13 protein-coding genes are annotated in these 20,617 nt (G+C 67.6%); 11 read left to right on the forward strand and 2 right to left on the reverse strand.

The annotated features are described in order from the left end of the window. Positions 1-47: 47 nt before the first annotated feature. The 6 genes from aspS (at position 48) to ACRVY7_RS12050 (ending at position 11,888) form a co-directional block, all read left to right on the forward strand. Complete coding sequence (aspS, locus tag ACRVY7_RS12025; protein ID WP_431817219.1) at positions 48-1,880, forward strand: aspartate--tRNA ligase; 1,833 nt, start codon at positions 48-50, stop codon at positions 1,878-1,880. Between the two features lie 138 nt (positions 1,881-2,018). Continuing rightward, positions 2,019-5,486 carry a transglutaminase family protein gene (locus tag ACRVY7_RS12030; protein WP_431817220.1) on the forward strand — a complete coding sequence of 1,156 codons (3,468 nt, stop codon included), beginning with the start codon at positions 2,019-2,021 and terminating at the stop codon, positions 5,484-5,486. Further along, entirely contained in the window at positions 5,483-8,224 is a 2,742-nt protein-coding gene (locus ACRVY7_RS12035; RefSeq protein WP_431817221.1) for a circularly permuted type 2 ATP-grasp protein, read from the forward strand. Before ACRVY7_RS12030 ends, ACRVY7_RS12035 begins: the two co-directional genes overlap by 4 nt. Next, a complete protein-coding gene (locus ACRVY7_RS12040; protein ID WP_064870796.1) occupies positions 8,221-9,135 on the forward strand; it encodes a transglutaminase family protein in 915 nt (304 codons plus the stop codon). The genes ACRVY7_RS12035 and ACRVY7_RS12040 overlap by 4 nt, the downstream gene beginning before the upstream one ends. A 195-nt stretch (positions 9,136-9,330) precedes the next feature. Further along, on the forward strand, positions 9,331-10,470 hold the full coding sequence (locus ACRVY7_RS12045; RefSeq protein WP_049697256.1) for a protein kinase family protein: 1,140 nt from the start codon (positions 9,331-9,333) through the stop codon (positions 10,468-10,470). A 5-nt stretch (positions 10,471-10,475) separates the two neighbouring features. Beyond that, positions 10,476-11,888, forward strand: a complete 1,413-nt coding sequence (locus ACRVY7_RS12050) for a replication-associated recombination protein A (protein ID WP_431817511.1) — start codon at positions 10,476-10,478, stop codon at positions 11,886-11,888. A 6-nt stretch (positions 11,889-11,894) separates the two neighbouring features. Here the strand turns inward: ACRVY7_RS12050 and ACRVY7_RS12055 are convergent, their stop codons facing one another. Beyond that, entirely contained in the window at positions 11,895-13,103 is a 1,209-nt protein-coding gene (locus ACRVY7_RS12055) for an MFS transporter (RefSeq protein WP_431817222.1), read from the reverse strand. Positions 13,104-13,178: 75 nt separating this feature from the next. Further along, positions 13,179-14,060, reverse strand: coding sequence for a helix-turn-helix transcriptional regulator (locus tag ACRVY7_RS12060; RefSeq protein WP_064870795.1), 882 nt, complete (start codon positions 14,058-14,060; stop codon positions 13,179-13,181). A 236-nt stretch (positions 14,061-14,296) separates the two neighbouring features. Here ACRVY7_RS12060 and alaS point away from each other — a divergent pair, with 236 nt between their 5' ends. From alaS to ACRVY7_RS12085, 5 genes are all read left to right on the forward strand, one after another. Beyond that, on the forward strand, positions 14,297-16,969 hold the full coding sequence (gene alaS, locus ACRVY7_RS12065) for an alanine--tRNA ligase (protein ID WP_431817223.1): 2,673 nt from the start codon (positions 14,297-14,299) through the stop codon (positions 16,967-16,969). Further along, positions 16,966-17,394: a Holliday junction resolvase RuvX gene (gene ruvX, locus ACRVY7_RS12070; RefSeq protein ID WP_049697259.1), complete on the forward strand. Its 429-nt coding sequence runs from the start codon at positions 16,966-16,968 to the stop codon at positions 17,392-17,394. Before alaS ends, ruvX begins: the two co-directional genes overlap by 4 nt. A 67-nt stretch (positions 17,395-17,461) precedes the next feature. Next, entirely contained in the window at positions 17,462-19,258 is a 1,797-nt protein-coding gene (gene mltG / locus ACRVY7_RS12075; protein WP_431817224.1) for an endolytic transglycosylase MltG, read from the forward strand. 4 nt (positions 19,259-19,262) lie between these two features. Then, positions 19,263-20,120, forward strand: coding sequence for a shikimate dehydrogenase (locus ACRVY7_RS12080; RefSeq protein WP_431817225.1), 858 nt, complete (start codon positions 19,263-19,265; stop codon positions 20,118-20,120). 107 nt (positions 20,121-20,227) lie between these two features. Beyond that, complete coding sequence (locus tag ACRVY7_RS12085) at positions 20,228-20,614, forward strand: prepilin peptidase (RefSeq protein ID WP_431817226.1); 387 nt, start codon at positions 20,228-20,230, stop codon at positions 20,612-20,614. The last annotated feature ends 3 nt before the right edge of the window (positions 20,615-20,617 follow it).

Here is a 20,617-nt window from a genome sequence, read left to right on the forward strand (position 1 = left end):
TTGAGCGCGAGATTTCCGAGCTCGTACGTCCACCAGGAAGGACTCCAGTGCTTCGCACGCATTTCGCCGGTTCGCTGCGCCGCGCCGACGCGTCGCAGACCGTCACCGTCGCCGGGTGGGTTGCGCGTCGCCGCGACCACGGCGGCGTCGTGTTCATCGATCTGCGTGACAGCTCCGGGCTGGTGCAGGTCGTCTTCCGTGAAGAGGCTGTCGCCGAGAAGGCACACCGGCTCCGCGCGGAATACGTCGTGAAGGTCACCGGTCTCGTCGAGGAACGTCCCGCCGGAAGCGAGAACCCGAACCTGCCGTCGGGCGAGATCGAGATCAACGCGACCGAACTCGAGGTGCTCAACGAGTCGGCGCCGCTCCCGTTCCAGCTCGACGAGAGCCCCGGCGAGGAAGCGCGGCTGCGCTACCGCTACATCGATCTGCGTCGCGAAGGACCCGCTGCGGCAATCCGTTTGCGCTCGAAGGCGAATGCTGCGGCTCGCGGAGTGCTCGCCGCTCACGATTTCGTCGAGATCGAGACGCCGACGCTGACCCGCTCGACGCCCGAGGGTGCACGCGACTTCCTCGTGCCCGCGCGTCTGCAGCCGGGAACGTTCTACGCCCTGCCGCAGAGCCCACAGCTGTTCAAGCAGCTCCTCATGGTCGCCGGTATGGAGCGCTACTACCAGATCGCTCGTGCCTACCGGGATGAGGATTTCCGCGCCGATCGCCAGCCGGAGTTCACCCAGCTCGACATCGAGATGAGCTTTGTCGACGAGGACGACGTCATCGCGCTCGCCGAGGAGGTCCTCGTGGCGCTGTGGCGGCTCATCGGCGTCGAGGTCACCACACCGATCCCGCGGATGACGTACGCCGACGCGATGCGTCGGTTCGGTTCGGACAAGCCGGATCTGCGTTTCGGGATCGAGCTCGTCGAGTGCACCGAGTACTTCGCCAACACGCCCTTCCGCGTGTTCCAGGCGCCCTACGTCGGCGCGGTCGTCATGGAGGGCGGGGCGTCGCAGCCGCGTCGTACCCTCGACGCCTGGCAGGAGTGGGCCAAGCAGCGTGGCGCCAAGGGCCTGGCATATGTGCTCGTCGGCGAGGACGGCACCCTCGGTGGTCCGGTCGCCAAGAACCTCTCCGACGCCGAGCGGGAAGGTCTCGCCGCACATGTCGGCGCCAAGCCCGGCGACTGCGTCTTCTTCGCGGCGGGCCCGGCCAAGGCGCAGCGCGCACTACTCGGTGCCGCACGCAGCGAGATCGCCGTCCGCCTCGGACTGATCCCGGCACCCGGCGAACCCGTCGACCCGTCGACCGCCGCATGGGCGTTCACCTGGATCGTCGACGCTCCACTGTTCGAGCCGGCAGACGACGCGACGGCGTCGGGCGATGTCGCCGTCGGCTCCGGCGCATGGACCGCGGTGCACCACGCGTTCACCTCGCCCAAACCGGAGTCGCTCGACGGCCTCGAATCCGATCCGGGCAACGCACTGGCCTATGCCTACGACATCGTGTGCAACGGCAACGAGATCGGCGGCGGGTCGATCCGTATCCACCGTCGCGACATCCAGGAACGCGTGTTCGCGATCATGGGTATCGACCACGACGAGGCGCAGGAGAAGTTCGGCTTCCTGCTCGACGCCTTCGCCTACGGTGCGCCGCCGCACGGCGGGATCGCATTCGGATGGGATCGCATCACCGCACTGCTCGCGGGTGAGAGTTCGATCCGTGAGGTCATCGCCTTCCCGAAATCGGGTGGTGGCGTGGATCCGCTCACCGACGCGCCCGCACCGATCACCGCTGCGCAGCGCAAGGAGTCGGGCATCGACGCCAAGCCGAAGCCCAAGGGCGGCGAGTCCGACCAGGGTGCTGCGAAACCGGCGAGCTGAACGGCCGGCGATTGTCCGCGTGACACATGTCGCACACGGGTGCGTGGGGGACCGCACGTCGGGCGCACGGGCGCTATCTGTGCTGAGATTTCTACCCATGGGGACGTATCTGCTCGACGACCTCCGGGAGGATGACCGGTGACAATCAAGGTGGCGCTCGAACACCGCACTGCGTATGCGTTCGATCGGCCTGTCAAGATCTATCCGCACGTGGTGCGGCTGCGCCCTGCACCGCACTCACGCACCCCCATCGAGGCGTATTCGCTCGCGGTGGAACCCGCGGGACACTTCTTGAACTGGCAGCAGGACGCGTTCAGCAATTACCAAGCGCGCCTTGTGTTTCCGGAACCCTCGACGACTCTGTCGATCACGGTGAGCCTCGTCGCCGACCTCACCGCCATCAATCCCTTCGATTTCTTCATCGAGGACTGGGCCGAGGACTACGGCTTCGACTACCCCGACGAACTGCGCGAAGACCTCGAGATCTACCTCCGACCGGTCGGGGTCACCGAGGGGGAGTTCGCCGGGGCGCCGGTACACCCCGCCATCGCCGAGTTCGCGGCCGAACACAAGCCGACATCGCCGACACGCATCATCGACTTCCTCGTCGCGCTCAATCAGGCCGTCCGCGACGCCGTCGGGTACACCGTCCGGCTCGAACAGGGCGTGCAGACGCCGGAGTACACACTCGCCAGTGCCATCGGGTCATGCCGTGACTCCGCGTGGCTCCTGGTGGCGCTCCTGCGCGAGCTGGGATTGGCGGCGCGCTTCGTCTCCGGCTACCTGGTGCAGCTCACCTCGGATATCAAGTCGCTCGACGGTCCGTCCGGGCCCACCGCCGATTTCACCGACCTGCACGCATGGACAGAGGTCTACCTGCCGGGAGCGGGCTGGGTGGGCATGGACCCGACGTCGGGCCTGTTCGCCGGAGAGGGCCACATCCCGCTGGCCGCGACGCCGACCCCCGGCGGTGCTGCCCCGATCACCGGCGCAACCGGTCCGTGCCACGCGACGCTCGACTTCTCCAACACTGTCACCCGCTTCCACGAGGATCCGCGGGTCACCCTGCCGTACACGGAGTCGCAGTGGGAGCGGGTCGTCGAACTCGGTGCGGCGGTCGACAAGAAGATGGCAGACAACGACGTCCGACTCACGATGGGCGGTGAGCCGACGTTCGTCTCCCTGGACAACCAGACCGATCCGGAATGGACGACCGACGCCGACGGCCCGCACAAGCGGGAGTTGGCGTCGAAGCTCGCCGCTCGCCTCGCCGACGACTACGCGCCGACCGGCCTCGTGCAGCGCAGCCAGGGTAAGTGGTACCCGGGAGAGCCGCTGCCGCGCTGGCAGATCGCCGTCATGTGGCGGGCAGACGGCCAACCGATCTGGCGTCGGCGAGACCTCTTGGCCGACCCCTGGGCGACGCGCGCACAGGCCGCCGGGGCGATGGCACTCGAGGCGTCGGGACCGAAACCGGGCTCGGGCGGCGATCCCGCTGCCGAAAAGTTGTTGTCCGCGTTCGCATCCGCGTTGGGTCTGCCCGGCTCACAGGTGATGCCCGCCTTCGAGGACCCGCTGGTGCGGATGCGCGAATTGTCTGCGCTCCCGCCCGGCGATCCGGGATCCGACCCGACGCTGCCTGCCGCGCGAGCGGCGGCATGGGCAGCTGCTGCCGCCGAAGTCGTCGACGCCGACGCCGACATCGAGCCCGCCGACGATTCGACGAAGGCGCGGCGTGAACTGCTCGAATCGCTCGACGCATCGATCACCGATCCGACGGCGTTCGTCCTGCCCCTGAGCCGCTCCGAGGACAAGACGGCGTGGCAGAGCGCGCGGTGGACGACGCGACGTGGGCGTCTGGTGCTGACGCCCGGCACGTCTCCCGCGGGACTGCGTCTTCCGCTGAACTCGCTCTCGTGGGGACCCGCGCCGGTCCTGTACGAGGCCGACCCGTCTGTCCGCGCCGACCCGTTGCCCGACGACGTCGCGGACTCGTTGGGCCGTACCGTGACCGACGTCGACCCGACCGCCTTCGTGCCACGCACCGCACTGGTCGCGGAGAAGCGTGGCGACACCCTGTACGTGTTCCTACCGCCGACGGCAGAGCTCGAGGAGTATCTGGCGATCGTCGAGATGATCGAGAACGCGGCCGCCGAGATCGACACACCGGTGGTGATCGAGGGCTACGGGGCCCCGGCGGACGCCCGCCTCGTCACGTTGACCGTCACACCGGACCCGGGTGTCATCGAGGTCAACGTTCAGCCGACGAGCAGCTTCGCCGAGCAGACCGAGCTGCTCGACTCGCTCTACGAGCACGCACGCCACGCCAGGCTTGGCACGGAGACGTTCGATCTCGACGGCAGCCACGGAGGCACCGGCGGCGGCAACCACATCACCCTCGGCGGATCGACGCCCGCGGATTCACCGCTGTTGCGTCGACCGGATCTGCTGGTGTCGATGCTGACCTACTGGCAGCGCCATCCGTCGTTGTCGTACCTGTTCAGCGGCAAGTTCATCGGAACGACATCGCAGGCACCCCGCGCCGACGAGGGTCGCGACTCCGCGCTCTACGAGATGGAGATCGCGTTCGCCGAGATCGACAGGCTCGCGGTGAAGGGCGAACCGGCGCGCGGTGCCGACGCCCCACCGAATCCCTGGGTCACCGACCGGGCGCTGCGGCACCTACTCACCGACATCACCGGCAATACCCACCGAGCCGAGTTCTGCATCGACAAGCTCTACAGCCCCGACTCCGCGCGCGGCAGACTCGGACTGCTGGAACTGCGCGGCTTCGAGATGCCGCCGCATCACCGGATGGCGATGGTGCAGTCGTTGCTCGTCCGCTCGCTGGTGTCGTGGTTCTGGGAAAAGCCCTACCGCAGCAGGCTCATCCACCACGGCGCCGACCTGCACGGCAAACACCTTCTGCCGTACTACGTCATCGCCGATATCGCGCAGGTGGCAGAGGAACTGCGCGAGGCGGGGTATCCGTTCGACACCGCATGGCTCGACCCGTTCACGGAGTTCCGCTTCCCACGGCTGGGAACCGTCGCGATCCGCGAATACGAGGTCGAACTGCGCGGGGCGATCGAACCGTGGAACACCCTCGGCGAGGAGTCGACGGGGACGGGAACCGCGCGCTACGTCGACTCGTCGATCGAGCGGGTGCAGGTGCGTGTGCAGGGTGCCGACGACGACCGATTCGTGTTGACCTGCAACGGGTATCCGATCCCGCTGACGGGCACCGGCAGGCCCGGTGAACGCGTGGCAGGCATCCGGTTCAGGGCGTGGCAGCCGCCGAGCGCGCTGCACCCGACCATCAGCATCGACACCCCGCTGACCTTCGACCTCGTCGACACGCTCGCGGGCCGATCCGTCGGCGGCGCGACCTACCACATCGTGCATCCGGGCGGCCGTGCCTACGATCGCCCACCGGTCAACGCGGTCGAGGCGGAGTCGCGCCGAAACGGTCGGTTCGAGGCGGCAGGGCACACCAGTGGCTCCGTCGACGTCGGACTGCTCCGGGAGCGCGTCGCCCGCATGGCCACGGACAGTGGGGTCCCGGCGATCCTCGATCTGCGTCGGGCACGTACAGTTCTTCGGTGACTGTTTCAGCGGGCGGCGGTGTGCCCGCGGTGTTCGACAGGTACCGATCCGACGGTTACACGCTGTTCGATCTCGGGCAGCTCAATTCGGGCGGTGCCGCACCTGCTGCCGCACGCAACCATTACGACGAAGTGCTCGATTCCGCGGGCGCTGTTCGTCCTGCCTGGGACGAGCTCGTCGCAGGCTATGCGCTGCGCGGCGACGACCGACTGCAGGCGTCGGCCGCGCGCCTGGCATCGGCGGTATCCGACGAAGGTGTCGTCTACAACCAGGTCGACGGCACCACGACGATCCCGCGGCCCTGGCTGCTCGACGCCGTCCCGCTGATCGTCGACGGCGTCGAATGGGCCGAGCTGGAGAAGGCGATCACCCAGCGGTCGATGCTGCTCGATCTCATCCTGCGTGACATCTACCGCGACCAGAAGACCATCAATGCGGGGCTGATACCTCCGGAGATGGTCTTCGGACATCCCGGCTACGTGCGCAAGGCCGCTCGGCTCGAGGTCGCGGGACCGCACGCGCTGTTCCTACACGCACTCGACCTCGGACGCCTATCCGACGGCTCGTTCGCCGTGTACGGCGACCGGACGCAGGCGCCGTCTGGTGTCGGGTTCGCCATCGCCGACCGGCGACTGATCTCCCGGACGTTCCCGCAACTGTTCCAGCGCTGCGCGCCACGCCCGATGGCGACGTTCGCGGGCACTCTCCGACTGGCGTTGACCGACTACGCGCCGCCGGGAGTCGACGACCCGACAGTCGCGGTGTTCAGCCCCGGCAGCATGTCGGAGACCTTCTTTGACCAGGCGTACCTGGCGTCCGTGCTGGGCTTCCCGCTGGTCGAGGGTGCCGACCTCACGGTGCGCGACGGCGCGGTCTACATGCGTTCGCTCGGCAAGTACAAGCGCGTCGACGTGCTGCTGCGCCGCGTCGACGCCTCCTTCTGTGACCCGCTCGACCTGCGGACCAACTCCCGCCTGGGCGTCGCGGGACTCGTCGAGGCCATCTCGCGTGGAAACATCACCGTCGTCAACACCCTCGGCAGTGGCGTGCTGGAGAACCCGGCACTGAATGCCGTCCTCCACAAGGTCGCGCCGATGCTCATCGACGAGGAACTCGCACTCGGATCGGTGCCGACCTATTGGGCCGGCGACGATTCGGCACGGTCGAAGATCGTGTCGTCGCTCGACTCACTCGTCCTCACGAACTTCCGCACCGGCGAGGAATTCGTCGGGCCCGCAACGAATTCCGCGACCCGCGACGTATTGCGCTCGCGGATCGATGCCGACGCCTGGCAGTGGGTCGGCCGCGAGGTCGAGGCGTACTCGGTGGCGCCGAGCCTGACCGAGGCGGCGTTGCCCGCGCAGGGACGCGGCACTCTGCGTGCCGCACCCGTCTCCGTGCGCGCGTTCTCGGTCGCACAGGGTCCCACCTACGCGGTGATGCCGGGCGGTCTCGGTTCGGTCCTTGCCGACGGAGTTGTCGGCGCGTCGCTGGCATCGGTCGCCGCCAAGGACATCTGGGTGACCAATCCCGATGTGGGAGGACATGTTTCGCGGCGCACGGAGCTGCGCGGCGAACCCGACGACGAGGTCGCCATCATCGCGCGACCGGCGTCGACCGGCTACTCCGACATCGCGGCCGCCGCGAGTCCGCGCGTCCTCGCCGACATGTTCTGGTTCGGCCGATACGGCGAGCGCACCGAGTCGGTCACGCGGCTGGCCAAGGTCGCGCGTGAGCGCTACCAGGACTTCCAGTACCGGCCGTGGATGTCGGGCACCGCTGCGGTTCCGCTGTTCTTGCACGCGGTCGCCGAGGTGACCGGAACCACCGGCCTTCTCGGCACGGGGGAGACCTTGCTCGACGACGACTCGTCACTCTCGTCGATCGAGCAGGTCAACACCGCGATCGTGAAGATCGCCGAACTGACCGTCAATCGGTACACGCAGGGCACGATTGCGCACTCGACCGAACGCCTCGTCGCCACAGCCAGGGCCGTCCGCGACCAGATGTCGACGAGTACGTGGATGGTGTTGACCCCGATGGAGCGCGCGCTCGAGGCGATGACACGCCAGATCGAGCGCGCCCGCGACGACGTCGGGGCGGGCACCGGGGTGTTCGGCGACGCCGCACTCGACCTCGGACCCGATCTTGCCCGCACGCACGAGCACATCCTGCACGGCGCTCTCGCACTGTCCGGTCTGCAGGCCGAATCGATGGTGCACGACGCCGCCTGGCTGCTCATGGATCTCGGTAGGCGTATCGAGCGGGTGATCACGCTCGCCGACCTCACCCGCGCGCTGTTCGAGTACGAGCACCCGCTGGACATGGAACAGACCCTGTTGGAGTCGTACCTGAGCGCCACCGAGTCGTCGGTCATCTACCGCCGACGCAACCGCGGTCTCTACCGGGCCGAGGCCGTCGCCGAGCTGCTGATGTTCGACGAGACCAACCCGCGCGCGATGATCTACCAGCTCGCCAAGATGCACGACGATCTGACGTCGCTGCCCGAGGAGTTGCGTTCGGCCGCTGCCGAGCGCGCGGTCGAGGAGATGACAGCAGAATTGCGTCGCTGCGACCCGGCCGATCTGAGTAGCGTCGACGGATACGGCAAGCGCGCCGACCTCGTCGAACTGACAAGCACTCTGCGCGACCGCGCACGGGCGCTGTCCGACCTGCTCAACCGCACGCGGTTCGCTCCGCCTCGTACCGCGCAACCGATCTGGGGAGGTCAGCTGTGACGACACCCGCCGAGACGCCCGCAACGCGCAAGTACCGCGTCTTCCACCGCACCTGCTACACCTACGACGACGAGGTGTCGTCGTCGTACGGCCGGTGCTATCTGACCCCGCGCGACCTCCCGTATCAGCGCGTCCGTGAAACCGAGACGGTGATCTCGCCCGAGCCCGCTGACCGGTCTGTCGGTGTGGACGTCTACGGCAACATCGACGCGTACTTCCATGTCCGCACCGCGCACCGGGCGCTGGAGGTGACCACGACGTCGATCGTCGAGGTCGACCCCATCGACCAGGGGCTCGTGCACAGCGTCGCCGCACGGGCGCCGTGGGAGGACGCTCGACCGGCCGTCACGGGCGCTGTCCTCGTCGACGAGTTCGTGCTCGATCTCGACCCACCGGAGATCACGCCTGCCGTGCGCGACTACGCCGCAGCGGTCTTCACGCCGGGTCGTCCGCTCGTCGACGCGATCATCGACCTGACGTCGCGCATCTTCTCCGACTTCACCTACCGCTCCGGATCGACGGCGATCAGCACGCGGGTCGATACGGTGCTCGAACGTCGGATGGGCGTCTGTCAGGACTTCGCCCGCGTAGCCATCGCCTGCCTACGGTCGGTGGGACTCGCGGCGCGCTACGAGTCCGGCTACCTCGCGACCGACCCGCCGCCGGGTACCGAGCGCATCTTCGGCGCCGATGCCAGCCATGCGTGGGCCGCGGTCTGGCTGCCCGGTGATCGGTGGCTGGCCTTCGATCCGACGAACAACAAACTCGTCGACGAACGTCACGTCACCGTGGCGTGGGGTCGTGACTACGACGACGTCCCGCCGCTGCGTGGCGTGATCTACACCGACGCGTCCAAGAGTGAGATCGAGGTCTCGGTCGATGTCAGTCCCTTGTCAGAGGTGATCACGTGAGTGCTGCGCGAGGCAGCCGAGTGGGGCCGGGTCGGTCGAAAAGCCGTCGTCGCAACGAATTGTTGTCTTTTGCGACGCAAAAGGATCTCGCGAACGAAAACTGCAGGTCGAAGCCGTGCCGTGCAGTTCGCTCTTCAAGTCAGTCGCATAACCCGGTGACGCGTGTCGGCGCCGACGAGTAGGTTGGTTGGTGCCATGACGGTCATCACAGAAAGCCGCGTCACCAGCGTGGTGCGTGCCGCAGAAAACATGTTGTCCCGCAGAGCGGGGTCGCCGGTGGTTCTCGCCGATCCCGAGGATCTCGGAGGGAGCGGCCGAACCACAGTCGTACGGGTACGCGTGGCGCAGAACCCACTGTCGATGGACCGCACCCTCGTCATCAAGGCGCTCCCGAGTCACGAGGACCCGCAGGCGTTTCACCGCGAGATCGCATCGTACAAATACGCGACGGCACTGCCGACGGAGTCACGGCCCGGTCCGCAACTCATTGCCTCCGACCCCGACAACCGGTTGATGGTGCTCTCAGACCTCGGCCGCGGGCACCCGTTGACGGTGCTGCTCGCCGATGCCGATGTGGTCGAGATGAGCCGCGCGGTGAGCGCGTGGGGCCAGGCACTCGGCCGGATGCATGCGGCAACAGTCGGCGGAGAAGGCGACTTCGACGCCCTCGTGCGCCACGGTGCGGCAGGCACCGCGGGCAGGGACATCCTCCGCGACGAAGCGATCCGTGCGGTGTCCGCAGCGTCGGCGCGGGTTGCCGATCTCGGGCTGACGCTTCCCGACGCCGTCGCGGAGGCGCTGACGTCGGCCTGCGCACTCTTCGACGAGGGTGATCACCGCGCGTTCAGTCCCTCCGACGTCGGCCCCGAGAACATCCTCCTCAACGACGACGGCGTGCAGTTCATGGATTACGAGTGGGGCGGATTCCGCGACGCCACACTCGACATCGCCTACGGGTTGGTCACCTTTGCCCCGCAACTCGGGCCGGCGGGCGTCGCCCACCGCCTCGACCTCGAGGTGTCGATGGTCGACGCCTGGCGCTCAGAAGTGGTGCCGATCTGGCCCGCACTCGAGCGCGATCGCTACATGGCACGGCAATTGCTCACGGCTCGGCTGCTGTGGGTGTGGTTGTCGACGGTGTGGATGCTGCCCGATTCGTCGACCGACACCGTTCCGATGACGCACTACGCCCACGACTGGGCGCTGCACACCAACGATCCCCGCGTCCTCGTGGCACGCTGGTCCGATCTCGCCGCCGCGGCGACGAGCAACGCCGAGATCTCTGAGTTCGCAACCGAAGTGGGCCTCGCGCTGCAGCGTGCGTGGCTGGACTGACCGCAGTGGGGGGATTGTTCGACCCGCCGCCTCAGAGTTCGACGAGCGGCGCCACATCGCTGACATCACCGCCGTCACCGTCCGCACCGCTGGCGGTGCGGATGCGTCCGCAGAGTCTCGACGACATCGTCGGCCAGCAACATCTCCTCGGCGAGGGGTCACCACTGCGTCGTCTGATCAGCGGATCGGGCGCGGCGTCGGTGATGCTCTACGGCCCACCGGGCACCGGGAAGACGACGATGGCGTCGCTCATCTCGAGCGCTGCGGGAGGTCGCTTCGAAGCGCTCTCCGCGTTGTCCGCGGGCGTGAAGGAGGTGCGCGCGGTCATCGAGGTCGCGCGGCGCCGACTGGCGGCGGGTGAGCAGACCGTCTTGTTCATCGACGAGGTCCACAGGTTCTCCAAGACCCAGCAGGATGCACTGCTCGACGCCGTCGAGAACCGCATCGTCCTCCTCGTCGCCGCGACCACCGAGAATCCCTCGTTCTCCGTGGTGTCGCCGCTGTTGTCCAGATCGCTTGTGCTGCAGCTGCGTTCGCTCACCGACGACGACATTCGCACGGTGCTGCGCCGTGCGGTCGCCGACGAACGCGGACTCGGCGGCACCGTCACCGTCACCGACGACGCATACGCCCACCTCGTGGCCGTCGCGGGCGGCGACGCGCGCAGAGCACTGACCGCACTCGAAGCCAGCGCCGACGCAGCGCTGCGCGAACCGACACCCGGTGCCGAGGAGATCGGTGAGGAGGGGGTGGGCGACATCCCCGAGATCGGTGTGTCCGACGTCGAGGCGGCCATCGACCGTGCGGCTGTGCGGTACGACCGCGACGGCGACCAGCACTACGACGTGACCAGCGCGTTCATCAAGTCGATCCGCGGGTCTGACGTCGACGCCGCGGTGCACTACCTCGCCCGGATGATCGCCGCGGGCGAAGATCCCAGATTCATCGCACGACGTCTGATGATCCACGCGAGCGAAGACATCGGGATGGCCGACCCGATGGCGTTGCAGACCGCGGTCGCCGCGGCGCAGGTGGTGGCTCTCGTGGGGATGCCGGAGGCCAAGCTGGCGCTCACGCAGGCGACGATCCACCTCGCGACCGCCCCGAAGTCCGCGGGGGTCGTCAGCGCCATCGGCGCTGCACTCGCCGACGTCGAAGCGGGCAAGGCCGGAGCGGTGCCGCCGGGATTGCGCGATGCCCACTACAGCGGCGCCAAGAAGCTGGGTAGCGGCGTCGGATATCAATACCCGCACAACGATCCCGACGGTGTTGTGCCGCAACAGTATCCACCCGACGAACTCGTCGGTGTCGACTACTACGTGCCGACCGATCACGGTTTCGAGCGCGAGATCGGGCCGCGGGTGGCCAAACTGCGGTCGATCGTGCGAAGGGCGACGCGCCGGACCAAGAAGGCGTGACGCGACTCAGCGGTGACGTGTTGCGAATGCCAGAACAGTTGCTGCCGCGGCCATTCCGACACCGACCCACACCGGCGACACCCAACCGAGCCCTGCACCGATCGTCAGTCCACCGAGGAACGTGCCGATCGCATTGCCCACGTTGAACGCCGCGATGTTGGCCGCCGACGCCATGGTCGGAGCATCGCCCGCGAAGTGCATGACGCGCAGTTGCAGTGGCGGGCTCGTCGCGAAGCCCACGAGTCCCATGACGAAGAGCAGGATCGCGACGGCGACCGGCACGTGTGCAAGCAGTGCGTAGGCGACGAGGGTGAGGGTCAGCAGCACGGGCAGGGTCCGCAGCGTGAGTGAGAGGTTGCGATCGGCTGCCCAGCCGCCCACGACGTTGCCGACGCACAGTCCGAGTCCGAAGATGATCAGCAGCCAGGCCACCGCGGACTCCGGATAGCCCGTCACATGCGTGACGAGGGGCTCGACGTAGATGAACGCGCCGAAGACTCCGCCGAAGAGCACCATTGTCAGGACGATCGAGATCAGTACCTGCGGTCGGAGCAGGACGCGATAGGCCGATCCGCTGCTCGACGTCGGCGCGGGTCGTGACGGGACGAGTGCCACGATCCCGACCAGTGCGACAACCCCGACGACGCTCACCATCCAGAACGCCGCCCGCCAGCCGAAGTGTTGGCCCACAACGGTTCCGAAGGGAACCCCGATCACGTTCGCCGCAGTCAGGCCGGTGAACATGACCGCTATGGCGCTGGCTCTGCGGTGCGGCGCCACGAGGTCGGCCGCCAGCACGGCGCCGATACCGAAGTAGCCGCCGTGGCACATCGCTGTGACCACGCGGCCGAGCAACGCCACGTCGAACGTCGGCGCGAGGGCGGTGAGCACGTTGCCGACGATGAACAGGCAGAGCAGCACCACCAGAGCGCGTTTCGGTGGTCGCCTGCTGAGGAATGCGGTGACGGTGAAGGCTCCGACGGCGACGGCGAGCGCATATCCCCAGATCAACGCGCCCGCGGTGGGCACCGATACGCGCAGCGACTCGGCGACGTCGGACAGCAGTCCGGAGATGATGAACTCGGTCAGGCCGATGCCGAATCCGCCGACAGCCAGTGCGGTTAGAGCCGCTCGGGCGTGTGGTGCGGCGGTTTTCTCGTCCGCGGGGTCCTCGTTCGCGGTGGGATCTGTTGCGGGCGTTGTCGTCTCGCTCATGGTGTTTCCTTCACGACGAAGTGACGCACGGTCGGGTGACCGGCGTGGGAAAAGGGAGAACGGGGTGGCGGGGGCTCAGCCCGAGAGAGTTGTGCTCGCGAGCAGACGTAGCGCGTCGTCGTGCGACGAACCGGGCGTGGCGTGCATGAGCATCAATCGATGCCCGTCCTCCTGGGGGAGATGCAGCATGTCGTAGGTGAGGTCGAGCTCGCCGACGATGGGATGTCGGAAGCGTTTGGTGCCGCTCGAACAGGATTCGACGGGGTGCTGCGCCCAGATGCGCGCGAAATCGGCGCTGCTGGAGGCGAGGTCCGAGACGAGATCGGCGATGTCGTCGTTGGCACCGTTTGCGCCGTTGGCGTTCACGTGTCCGGTGACCAGCGGCCCCGTGACGTATCTCAGCGAGGCGACTGCCAGGCGTGCCTCGAACTCCCAGTCACGGTGCAGCGCACGCGTGGCCGGGTCGGTGAACAGCATCGACACCTTGTTCGGTGGTGTGTCGGACGTCGGGGCCGCAGGGTCGAGGTGACTTGCCAGCACCGCGTGGCCAAGGCGGTTCCACCCGACGATGTCCTGCACGGGCGACAGTGCGATCGCCGCGACGTCGGGCATCGCGTCGAGCAACGTCGCAAGACCGGGACGCATCCGCGACCGGACGGGCCGGGGTGTCGCCGAGCCCGCGAGGTGATAGAGATGTGCGCGCTCGACCTCGTCGAGGCGCAGCGCACGTGCCAACGCGTCGATCACCTGCGTCGATGGATTCGACGCCGCGCCCTGTTCGAGGCGGGTGTAATAGGTGAGCGAGACACCTGCGAGTTCTGCGAGTTCTTCGCGACGTAGCCCCGGTACCCGCCGAAGACCCGTGGTGACGACGCCGAGGTCGGCGGGTACGAGCGCGGCGCGGCGGCTGCGCAGGAAGTCGGCGAGTTGCTCGGCGGCGGTGGATCCGTTGGTCACCGATCCATGGTCGCGCGATCGGCCGCGGCGTGCCTGTCCCTGTCGGTGACAGTCGACCAGACGGCCACAACACCGCTGTCCAGCACGGCCTTCTCGTGCTGCTGACGACGCAATTCAGGTGTCCTTGTCGCGCGGCGGTAGGCTGGTATGTCGCAGATCGTCGGATTCGCGCACGCCCCGAGTCAGTCCGACGCAGACCTTCCAGACGCACCACGACGACCGAGGACGAGAACCCAGTGCAGACGCATGAGATCCGGCAGCGATTCCTGGATCACTTCATCAAGGCCGGACACACCGAGGTGCCCAGTGCCTCACTGATCCTCGACGATCCCAACCTGCTGTTCGTCAACGCCGGCATGGTGCCGTTCAAGCCCTACTTCCTCGGTGAGCAGACCCCGCCGTACGACCGCGCCACCAGCGTGCAGAAGTGTGTCCGCACACTCGACATCGAAGAGGTCGGCATCACCACCCGCCACAACACCTTCTTCCAGATGGCGGGCAACTTCTCGTTCGGCGACTACTTCAAGCGCGAGGCCATCCGCTTCGCGTGGGATCTGCTCACCTCGTCGGTGGACGACGGCGGATACGGCATCGACCCGCAGAAGCTGTGGCCGACCGTCTACCTCGACGACGACGAGGCATTCGCGATCTGGCGTGACGAGATCGGTGTTCCCGCAGAGCGCATCCAGCGGCGCGGGATGAAGGACAACTACTGGTCGATGGGCGTGCCCGGCCCGTGCGGTCCGTGCTCGGAGATCTTCTACGACCGTGGCCCCGACTACGGCGTCGAAGGCGGACCTGAAGCCGACGAGGATCGCTACATCGAGATCTGGAATCTCGTGTTCATGCAGAACGAGCGAGGCCCCGGCGGAGCCAAGGAGAATTACGAGATCCTCGGCCCGCTGCCGAAGAAGAACATCGACACCGGTATGGGTGTCGAGCGCGTGGCCTGCCTGCTGCAGGGCGTCGACAACGTCTACGAGACCGACCTGCTCAAGCCGCTGATCGACCTTGCGTCGGAGCTGACCGGTCGGGGCTACGGGGCGGGCAATCACGACGACGACGTGAGGTTCCGCGTCATCGCCGACCACGCCCGCACCGCGGTGATGCTCATCGGCGACGGCGTGCTCCCCGGCAACGACGGACGCGGCTACGTGCTGCGGCGCCTGTTGCGCCGTGTGGTGCGCTCGATGCGGTTACTCGGCGATGCCAAGCCGACGATGGAGATCATCGTGAACACGGTGATCGACGTCATGTCGCCGTCCTATCCCGAACTCGCCGAGCAGCGCGCCCACATCGTCTCGGTCGCCGTCGGGGAGGAGACGTCCTTCGCCAAGACGCTCGAGGCAGGCTCCAAGCTGTTCGCCGACGCCGCGCAGGCCACCAAGGCCGCACACAAGAAGACGATCAGCGGCAACGACGCCTTCACCCTGCACGACACCTACGGATTCCCGATCGATCTGACGCTCGAGATGGCCGCGGAAGCGGGCCTCGACGTCGACCAGCAGGGATTCACCGAACTGATGGCGGAGCAGAAGCAGCGCGCCAAGGACGACGCCGTCGCCCGCAAGACCGGGCATACCGACGCCGCGGTGTACCGCGAGTTCCTCGACCGTGGCCCCACGGAGTTCACCGGCTTCGACGAGCTGGTGTCCGAGGCGCGAGTGCTCGGCCTCATCACTGACGGCACGCGTGTGCGGTCGGCGGGGCCGGGGGAGCAGACCACGGTGGTCCTCGACCGCACCCCGCTGTACGCGGAGTCGGGCGGCCAGATGGCCGACGTCGGCACCATCACCACCAGCGACGGCACCCGCCTCACCGTCAGTGACGTGCAGAAGGTCGGCAAGTCGGTGTGGCTACACAAGGCCACTGTCGACGCCGGTGAGATCCACGACGGCGACGAGGTCATCGCTTCCGTCGATCAGTCGTGGAGACACGGTGCGACACAAGGGCATTCGGGTACGCACATGGTGCATGCCGCGCTGCGCGAGGTGCTCGGCCCCAGTGCGACACAGGCCGGATCGCTCAACCGGCCCGGCTACCTCCGATTCGACTTCCACTCCGGCTCGGCGCTGAGCGAGGATCAGCGACAGCAGATCGAGGAGATCTCGAACGCCGCCGTCGAGTCCAATTACCCGGTGCACACCTTCGAGACCGGCCTGAGTGAGGCGAAGGCGATGGGCGCGATGGCGCTCTTCGGCGAGAACTACGGCGACGTCGTCCGCGTCGTCGAGATCGGCGGGCCCTTCTCGATGGAGCTCTGCGGCGGAACGCATGTGGCGTCGTCGGCGCAGATCGGACCGGTCACGCTGATCGGCGAATCCTCCGTCGGATCGGGCGTGCGACGCGTCGAGGCATACGTCGGAATGGACTCGTTCCGCTACCTGTCCAAGGAGCGTGCGTTGCTCGCGGGACTGGCCTCGTCGCTCAAGGTCCCGTCCGCTGAGGTCCCCGGTCGCGTCGAGCAACTTGTCACCCGCCTGCGTGACGCGGAGAAGCAGCTCGAGAAGGTTCGCGCCGATGCCGCTCGCTCTGCGGCCGGAGGTCTGCTCGATTCCGCCGACACCGTCGGTTCGACACTCGTGGTCGGTGGGGTGGTCCCGGGAGTCGGGGCGAACGACCTGCGCGGCATCGCGACCGATCTGCGAGGCCGTGTCGGTGACCGGCAGGCCGTGATCGCGTTGTTCTCGACGACGGGTGAGGGTGACGAGACCAAGGTTCCGTTCGTCATCGCCACCACCGATGCCGCACGAGGCGCAGGCATCAAAGCGGGCGATCTGGTCAAGGAGATCGCGCCACTCGTGGGCGGACGCGGCGGCGGCAAACCCGACCTCGCGCAGGGATCGGGGACCGACGCCGCGGGGATCGACGCGGCGCGGACCCGCATTCGGGAGATCGTCGGCCGATGAGTCTGACTCGGGGGCGTCGTCTCGGCGTCGACGTGGGGAGTGTGCGGATCGGGGTCGCTGTGAGCGATCCCGACGGCATCCTCGCGACACCCGTCGAGACGGTCGCCGGAGCCGATGTCGACGCCGCGGTGGCGCGACTGCGCGCACTGGTCGAAGAGTACGAAGCCGTCGAGGTGATCGTCGGGTTACCCAAGACGCTGCGCAACACGGACGGTCCGGCAGCCGAGAAGGCGCGCGCCTTCGGGGCCCGACTCGCCGAAGAACTTGAGGGGATTTCAGTCGTGTTTTCTGACGAACGACTCACCACCGTAGCTGCGCAGCAGGCGCTGCACGCCAGTGGACGCAGCGTCAAGGCGTCGCGTGGGGTGATTGATCAGGCGGCGGCGGTCGCTATTCTTCAGGGGTGGCTGGATTCGCGACGATGAGTGGTTCAACGCTGTCCACGGACCATCTCGCCGTGCGAGCCGTTCGATGTGAGGGAGGGGACGTTCGGTGACCGACGAACGGCATCGGAATCGTCATCGTGAAGCCTCTGATCACCCTACCGAAGGTCTCGATCTCGAGCGACTCCGGTACTTCACCCAACCGGCCGATGGCAAGCCGCACAACCGACATCGGCGTCGGCGCACCGGCACCACGGGACAGATCCCGGTAGTCCGAACCGACACCCCGAGATCCGAACGACCGCGACCCGACGGCGCGCAGGCGCCACAGCCGACCCGGAACGTCGCAGAGGGTCGTGCTCCGCGTCCGGTGCCGCGTGCGCCACAGGCCCCCGCCACGACGCCGCGGCCTACTGATCGGCCCGTGCGCCGTCCGGAACCGGTCTCCGACGTCGAGCCGGTGGACACCTTCCACATGGCCGCACCGCGTCGCGCCCGCCCGCAACGGATCGCGCCGACGCCTCCCGTCGACAAGCAACTCGACACCGCACCGGTCGAGCCGACTCCGGTCGAAGCCCCGGTGGCGTCGAGGGCGTCGGTTTCACAGGACTCATACGATGCGCGCGACTACCAGAGCGCAGGCGTCGCACTCGAATCGATCGAGACCGACGAGTCGTACGACTCGATAGACCACGACCAGCCGATCTCGCCGACGCGCAGGGGGCGGGTTCGCGCCCACACTCCCGAATCGCGACGCAGGCGACGTAAGCGACGAACCGTGCTCGCAGCGGTCATCGCCATCATGCTGGTCGCCGTGGTCGGGGTCGGCTACTACGGATTGCGTGCGGCGGGCATGCTCGACTCGCGCAAGGACTACACCAACGCCGCGGGTACCGGCGACGTGATCGTCGACATTCCGCAGAACTCCACGCTGAAGGATTTCGGGCGAATCCTCGCAGACGACAACGTCGTCGGCAGTCAGCGCGCGTTCATCAATGCCGCTGATGGACAGGCGATTTCGGGCGGCTACTACAAGCTGCGCACCGAGATCCCCGCGTCGACAGCAGTGCAGATGCTGACCGATGGGACGACGCACCGGGTCGGTCGGGTCGTGGTTCCGGAGGGTCTGCAGCTCGACACGAAGAAGGGTGCCGACGGCAAGACGACGCCAGGCATCTTCCAGATGATCTCCGACGCCACATCCGTCACCGTCAACGGACAGAAGGTCGGGGTATCGGTCGACGACCTGCAGAAGGCGGCAGCAGGCACCTCCGCGCAGGAACTCGGTGTTCCCGATTGGGCGGTGGCCGACGTCGAGAAACTCAATGGTGATCACCGGCGGATCGAGGGGCTGATCGCTCCCGGAACGTGGGAGACGATCGACCCGCACATGTCGGCAACACAGATCCTGCAGCAGTTGATCTCGCAGAGTGCGCAGCGTTTCGCGCAGTGGGGCCTGAGCGATCAGGGTTCCAACGACTCGGGTCTGACGCCGTACCAGACCTTGGTGTCGGCGTCTGTTGTCGAGCGTGAGGTCGCCAAGCCCGACGACTACGCCAAGGTCGCGCGGGTGATCCTCAATCGCCTCGACAAAGACCAGCGTCTCGAGATGGACTCGACCGCCAACTACACCGCGACGGTGACCAACATCGACCTCGACGGTGAGGCGTACAAGTCGGACAACGCGTGGAACACCTATCAGATGAAGGGGCTCCCGGCGACGCCGATCGGAGCGGTCGGCGAGCGTGCGCTCGAGGCGACCGAGCATCCGGAGGACGGCAACTGGCTCTACTTCGTCACCGTCGACCGCGAGGGTACGACGCTGTTCGCCGACACCTTCGATCAGCACAAACGCAATCGTGAGCAGGCGTGCAACAACAAGCTGCTGACCACCGGGTGTAGTTGAGTCGATGGATCTGACACCTCCACCGCGGCGCGCTCCCGTCGGTGGCGCGGTTGGACGCCGCGCCGCGGTCCTCGGCTCGCCTGTCTCGCATTCGCGCTCACCCGACCTGCATCTCGCGGCCTACCGGTCGCTGGGCCTCGACGACTGGACCTACGAGCGGATCGAGTGCGACGAGCGTCGGCTTCCCGACCTGGTGGGCGAGCTCTCGCCTGAATGGGTGGGTTTGTCGGTCACCATGCCCGGCAAGCGTGTCGCACTCGAGGTCGCAGACGAACGCACCGAGCGGGCGGTCCTCGTGGGTTCGGCGAACACCCTGGTGCGCACCGACACCGGTTGGCGCGCCGACTGTACCGACATCGACGGCATGATCGGTGCCCTGCGGGAGGTCGACGTCGCGGCGTCGCAGCACCCGCACGCGGTCCTCGTCGGGGCAGGCGGAACCGCGCTACCGAGCGTCGCCGCCCTCGCAGAGGCCGGGTTCGGTGCACTGACGGTGGTCGCGCGCGACGAGACACGCGCGTCCGACGTGGTCGACCTCGCGCAGCGACTCGATCTCGACGTGCGCTTCCTCCCGTTTCGCCCGTCCCGAGAACTCCTCGAAGCGAGCGCGGACGCGGGCGTCGTCGTATCGACGGTCCCCGCCGCGGCGGTCGAGCCGATCATCGACTCGCTCACGCACACGCGCGCGCTCGTCGACGTGATCTACAACCCGTGGCCGACGCCGCTGGCCGACGCCGTGTCGGCGAGCGGGGGGCGCGTTGTCGGGGGTCTGGTGATGTTGCTGAACCAGGCCTACAGCCAGGTGGAGCAGTTCACGGGACGTGTCGCACCGCGTGAGGCGATGGCCGCGGCGCTCGACTGATCCCTTCCCAGCCCTGTTCTGTCCCCAGTCACAGCCCTGTCCACAGGTTCGCCGCACATGTCGGCCGCGGGGCGTCGGATCGCGCCGCGTCGCCGAGACTGTCGTGCATGGAACTCGTCGGCTGCGTGGTTGCGCTGTGGCTGGTCGCGCTCGCCGACATCGACCGTCGCACCTCGCGGCTGCCGACCGTGCTGCTGTGGCCAGGTCTCGTCGCAGTCGGGGTTTCGTGCTGCGTGCGGCCGTCCATCGCGCTCGCAGCGGTCGCTGCCGCAGGTCCCTACCTGGTGGGGTGGCTGGCCGGTTTCTGCGGTGGTGGCGACGTGAAGTTGGCGCTCGTGCTCGGCGGCATGCTCGCCGACCCGGCGTCGGCGTTGCTGATGGTGCTCGCCGCTCAGGTACTCGGGCTGCTGACGCGACGAGGGCGGCAGCGCTGGCCGCACGGGCCGCCGATGATCGCCTCGGGTGCGACGCTGTTCGTGGCCGGCTCGGGATGAGAA

The organism is Gordonia jacobaea (assembly GCF_965344965.1).
Taxonomy (GTDB): Bacteria; Actinomycetota; Actinomycetes; order Mycobacteriales; family Mycobacteriaceae; genus Gordonia; species Gordonia jacobaea.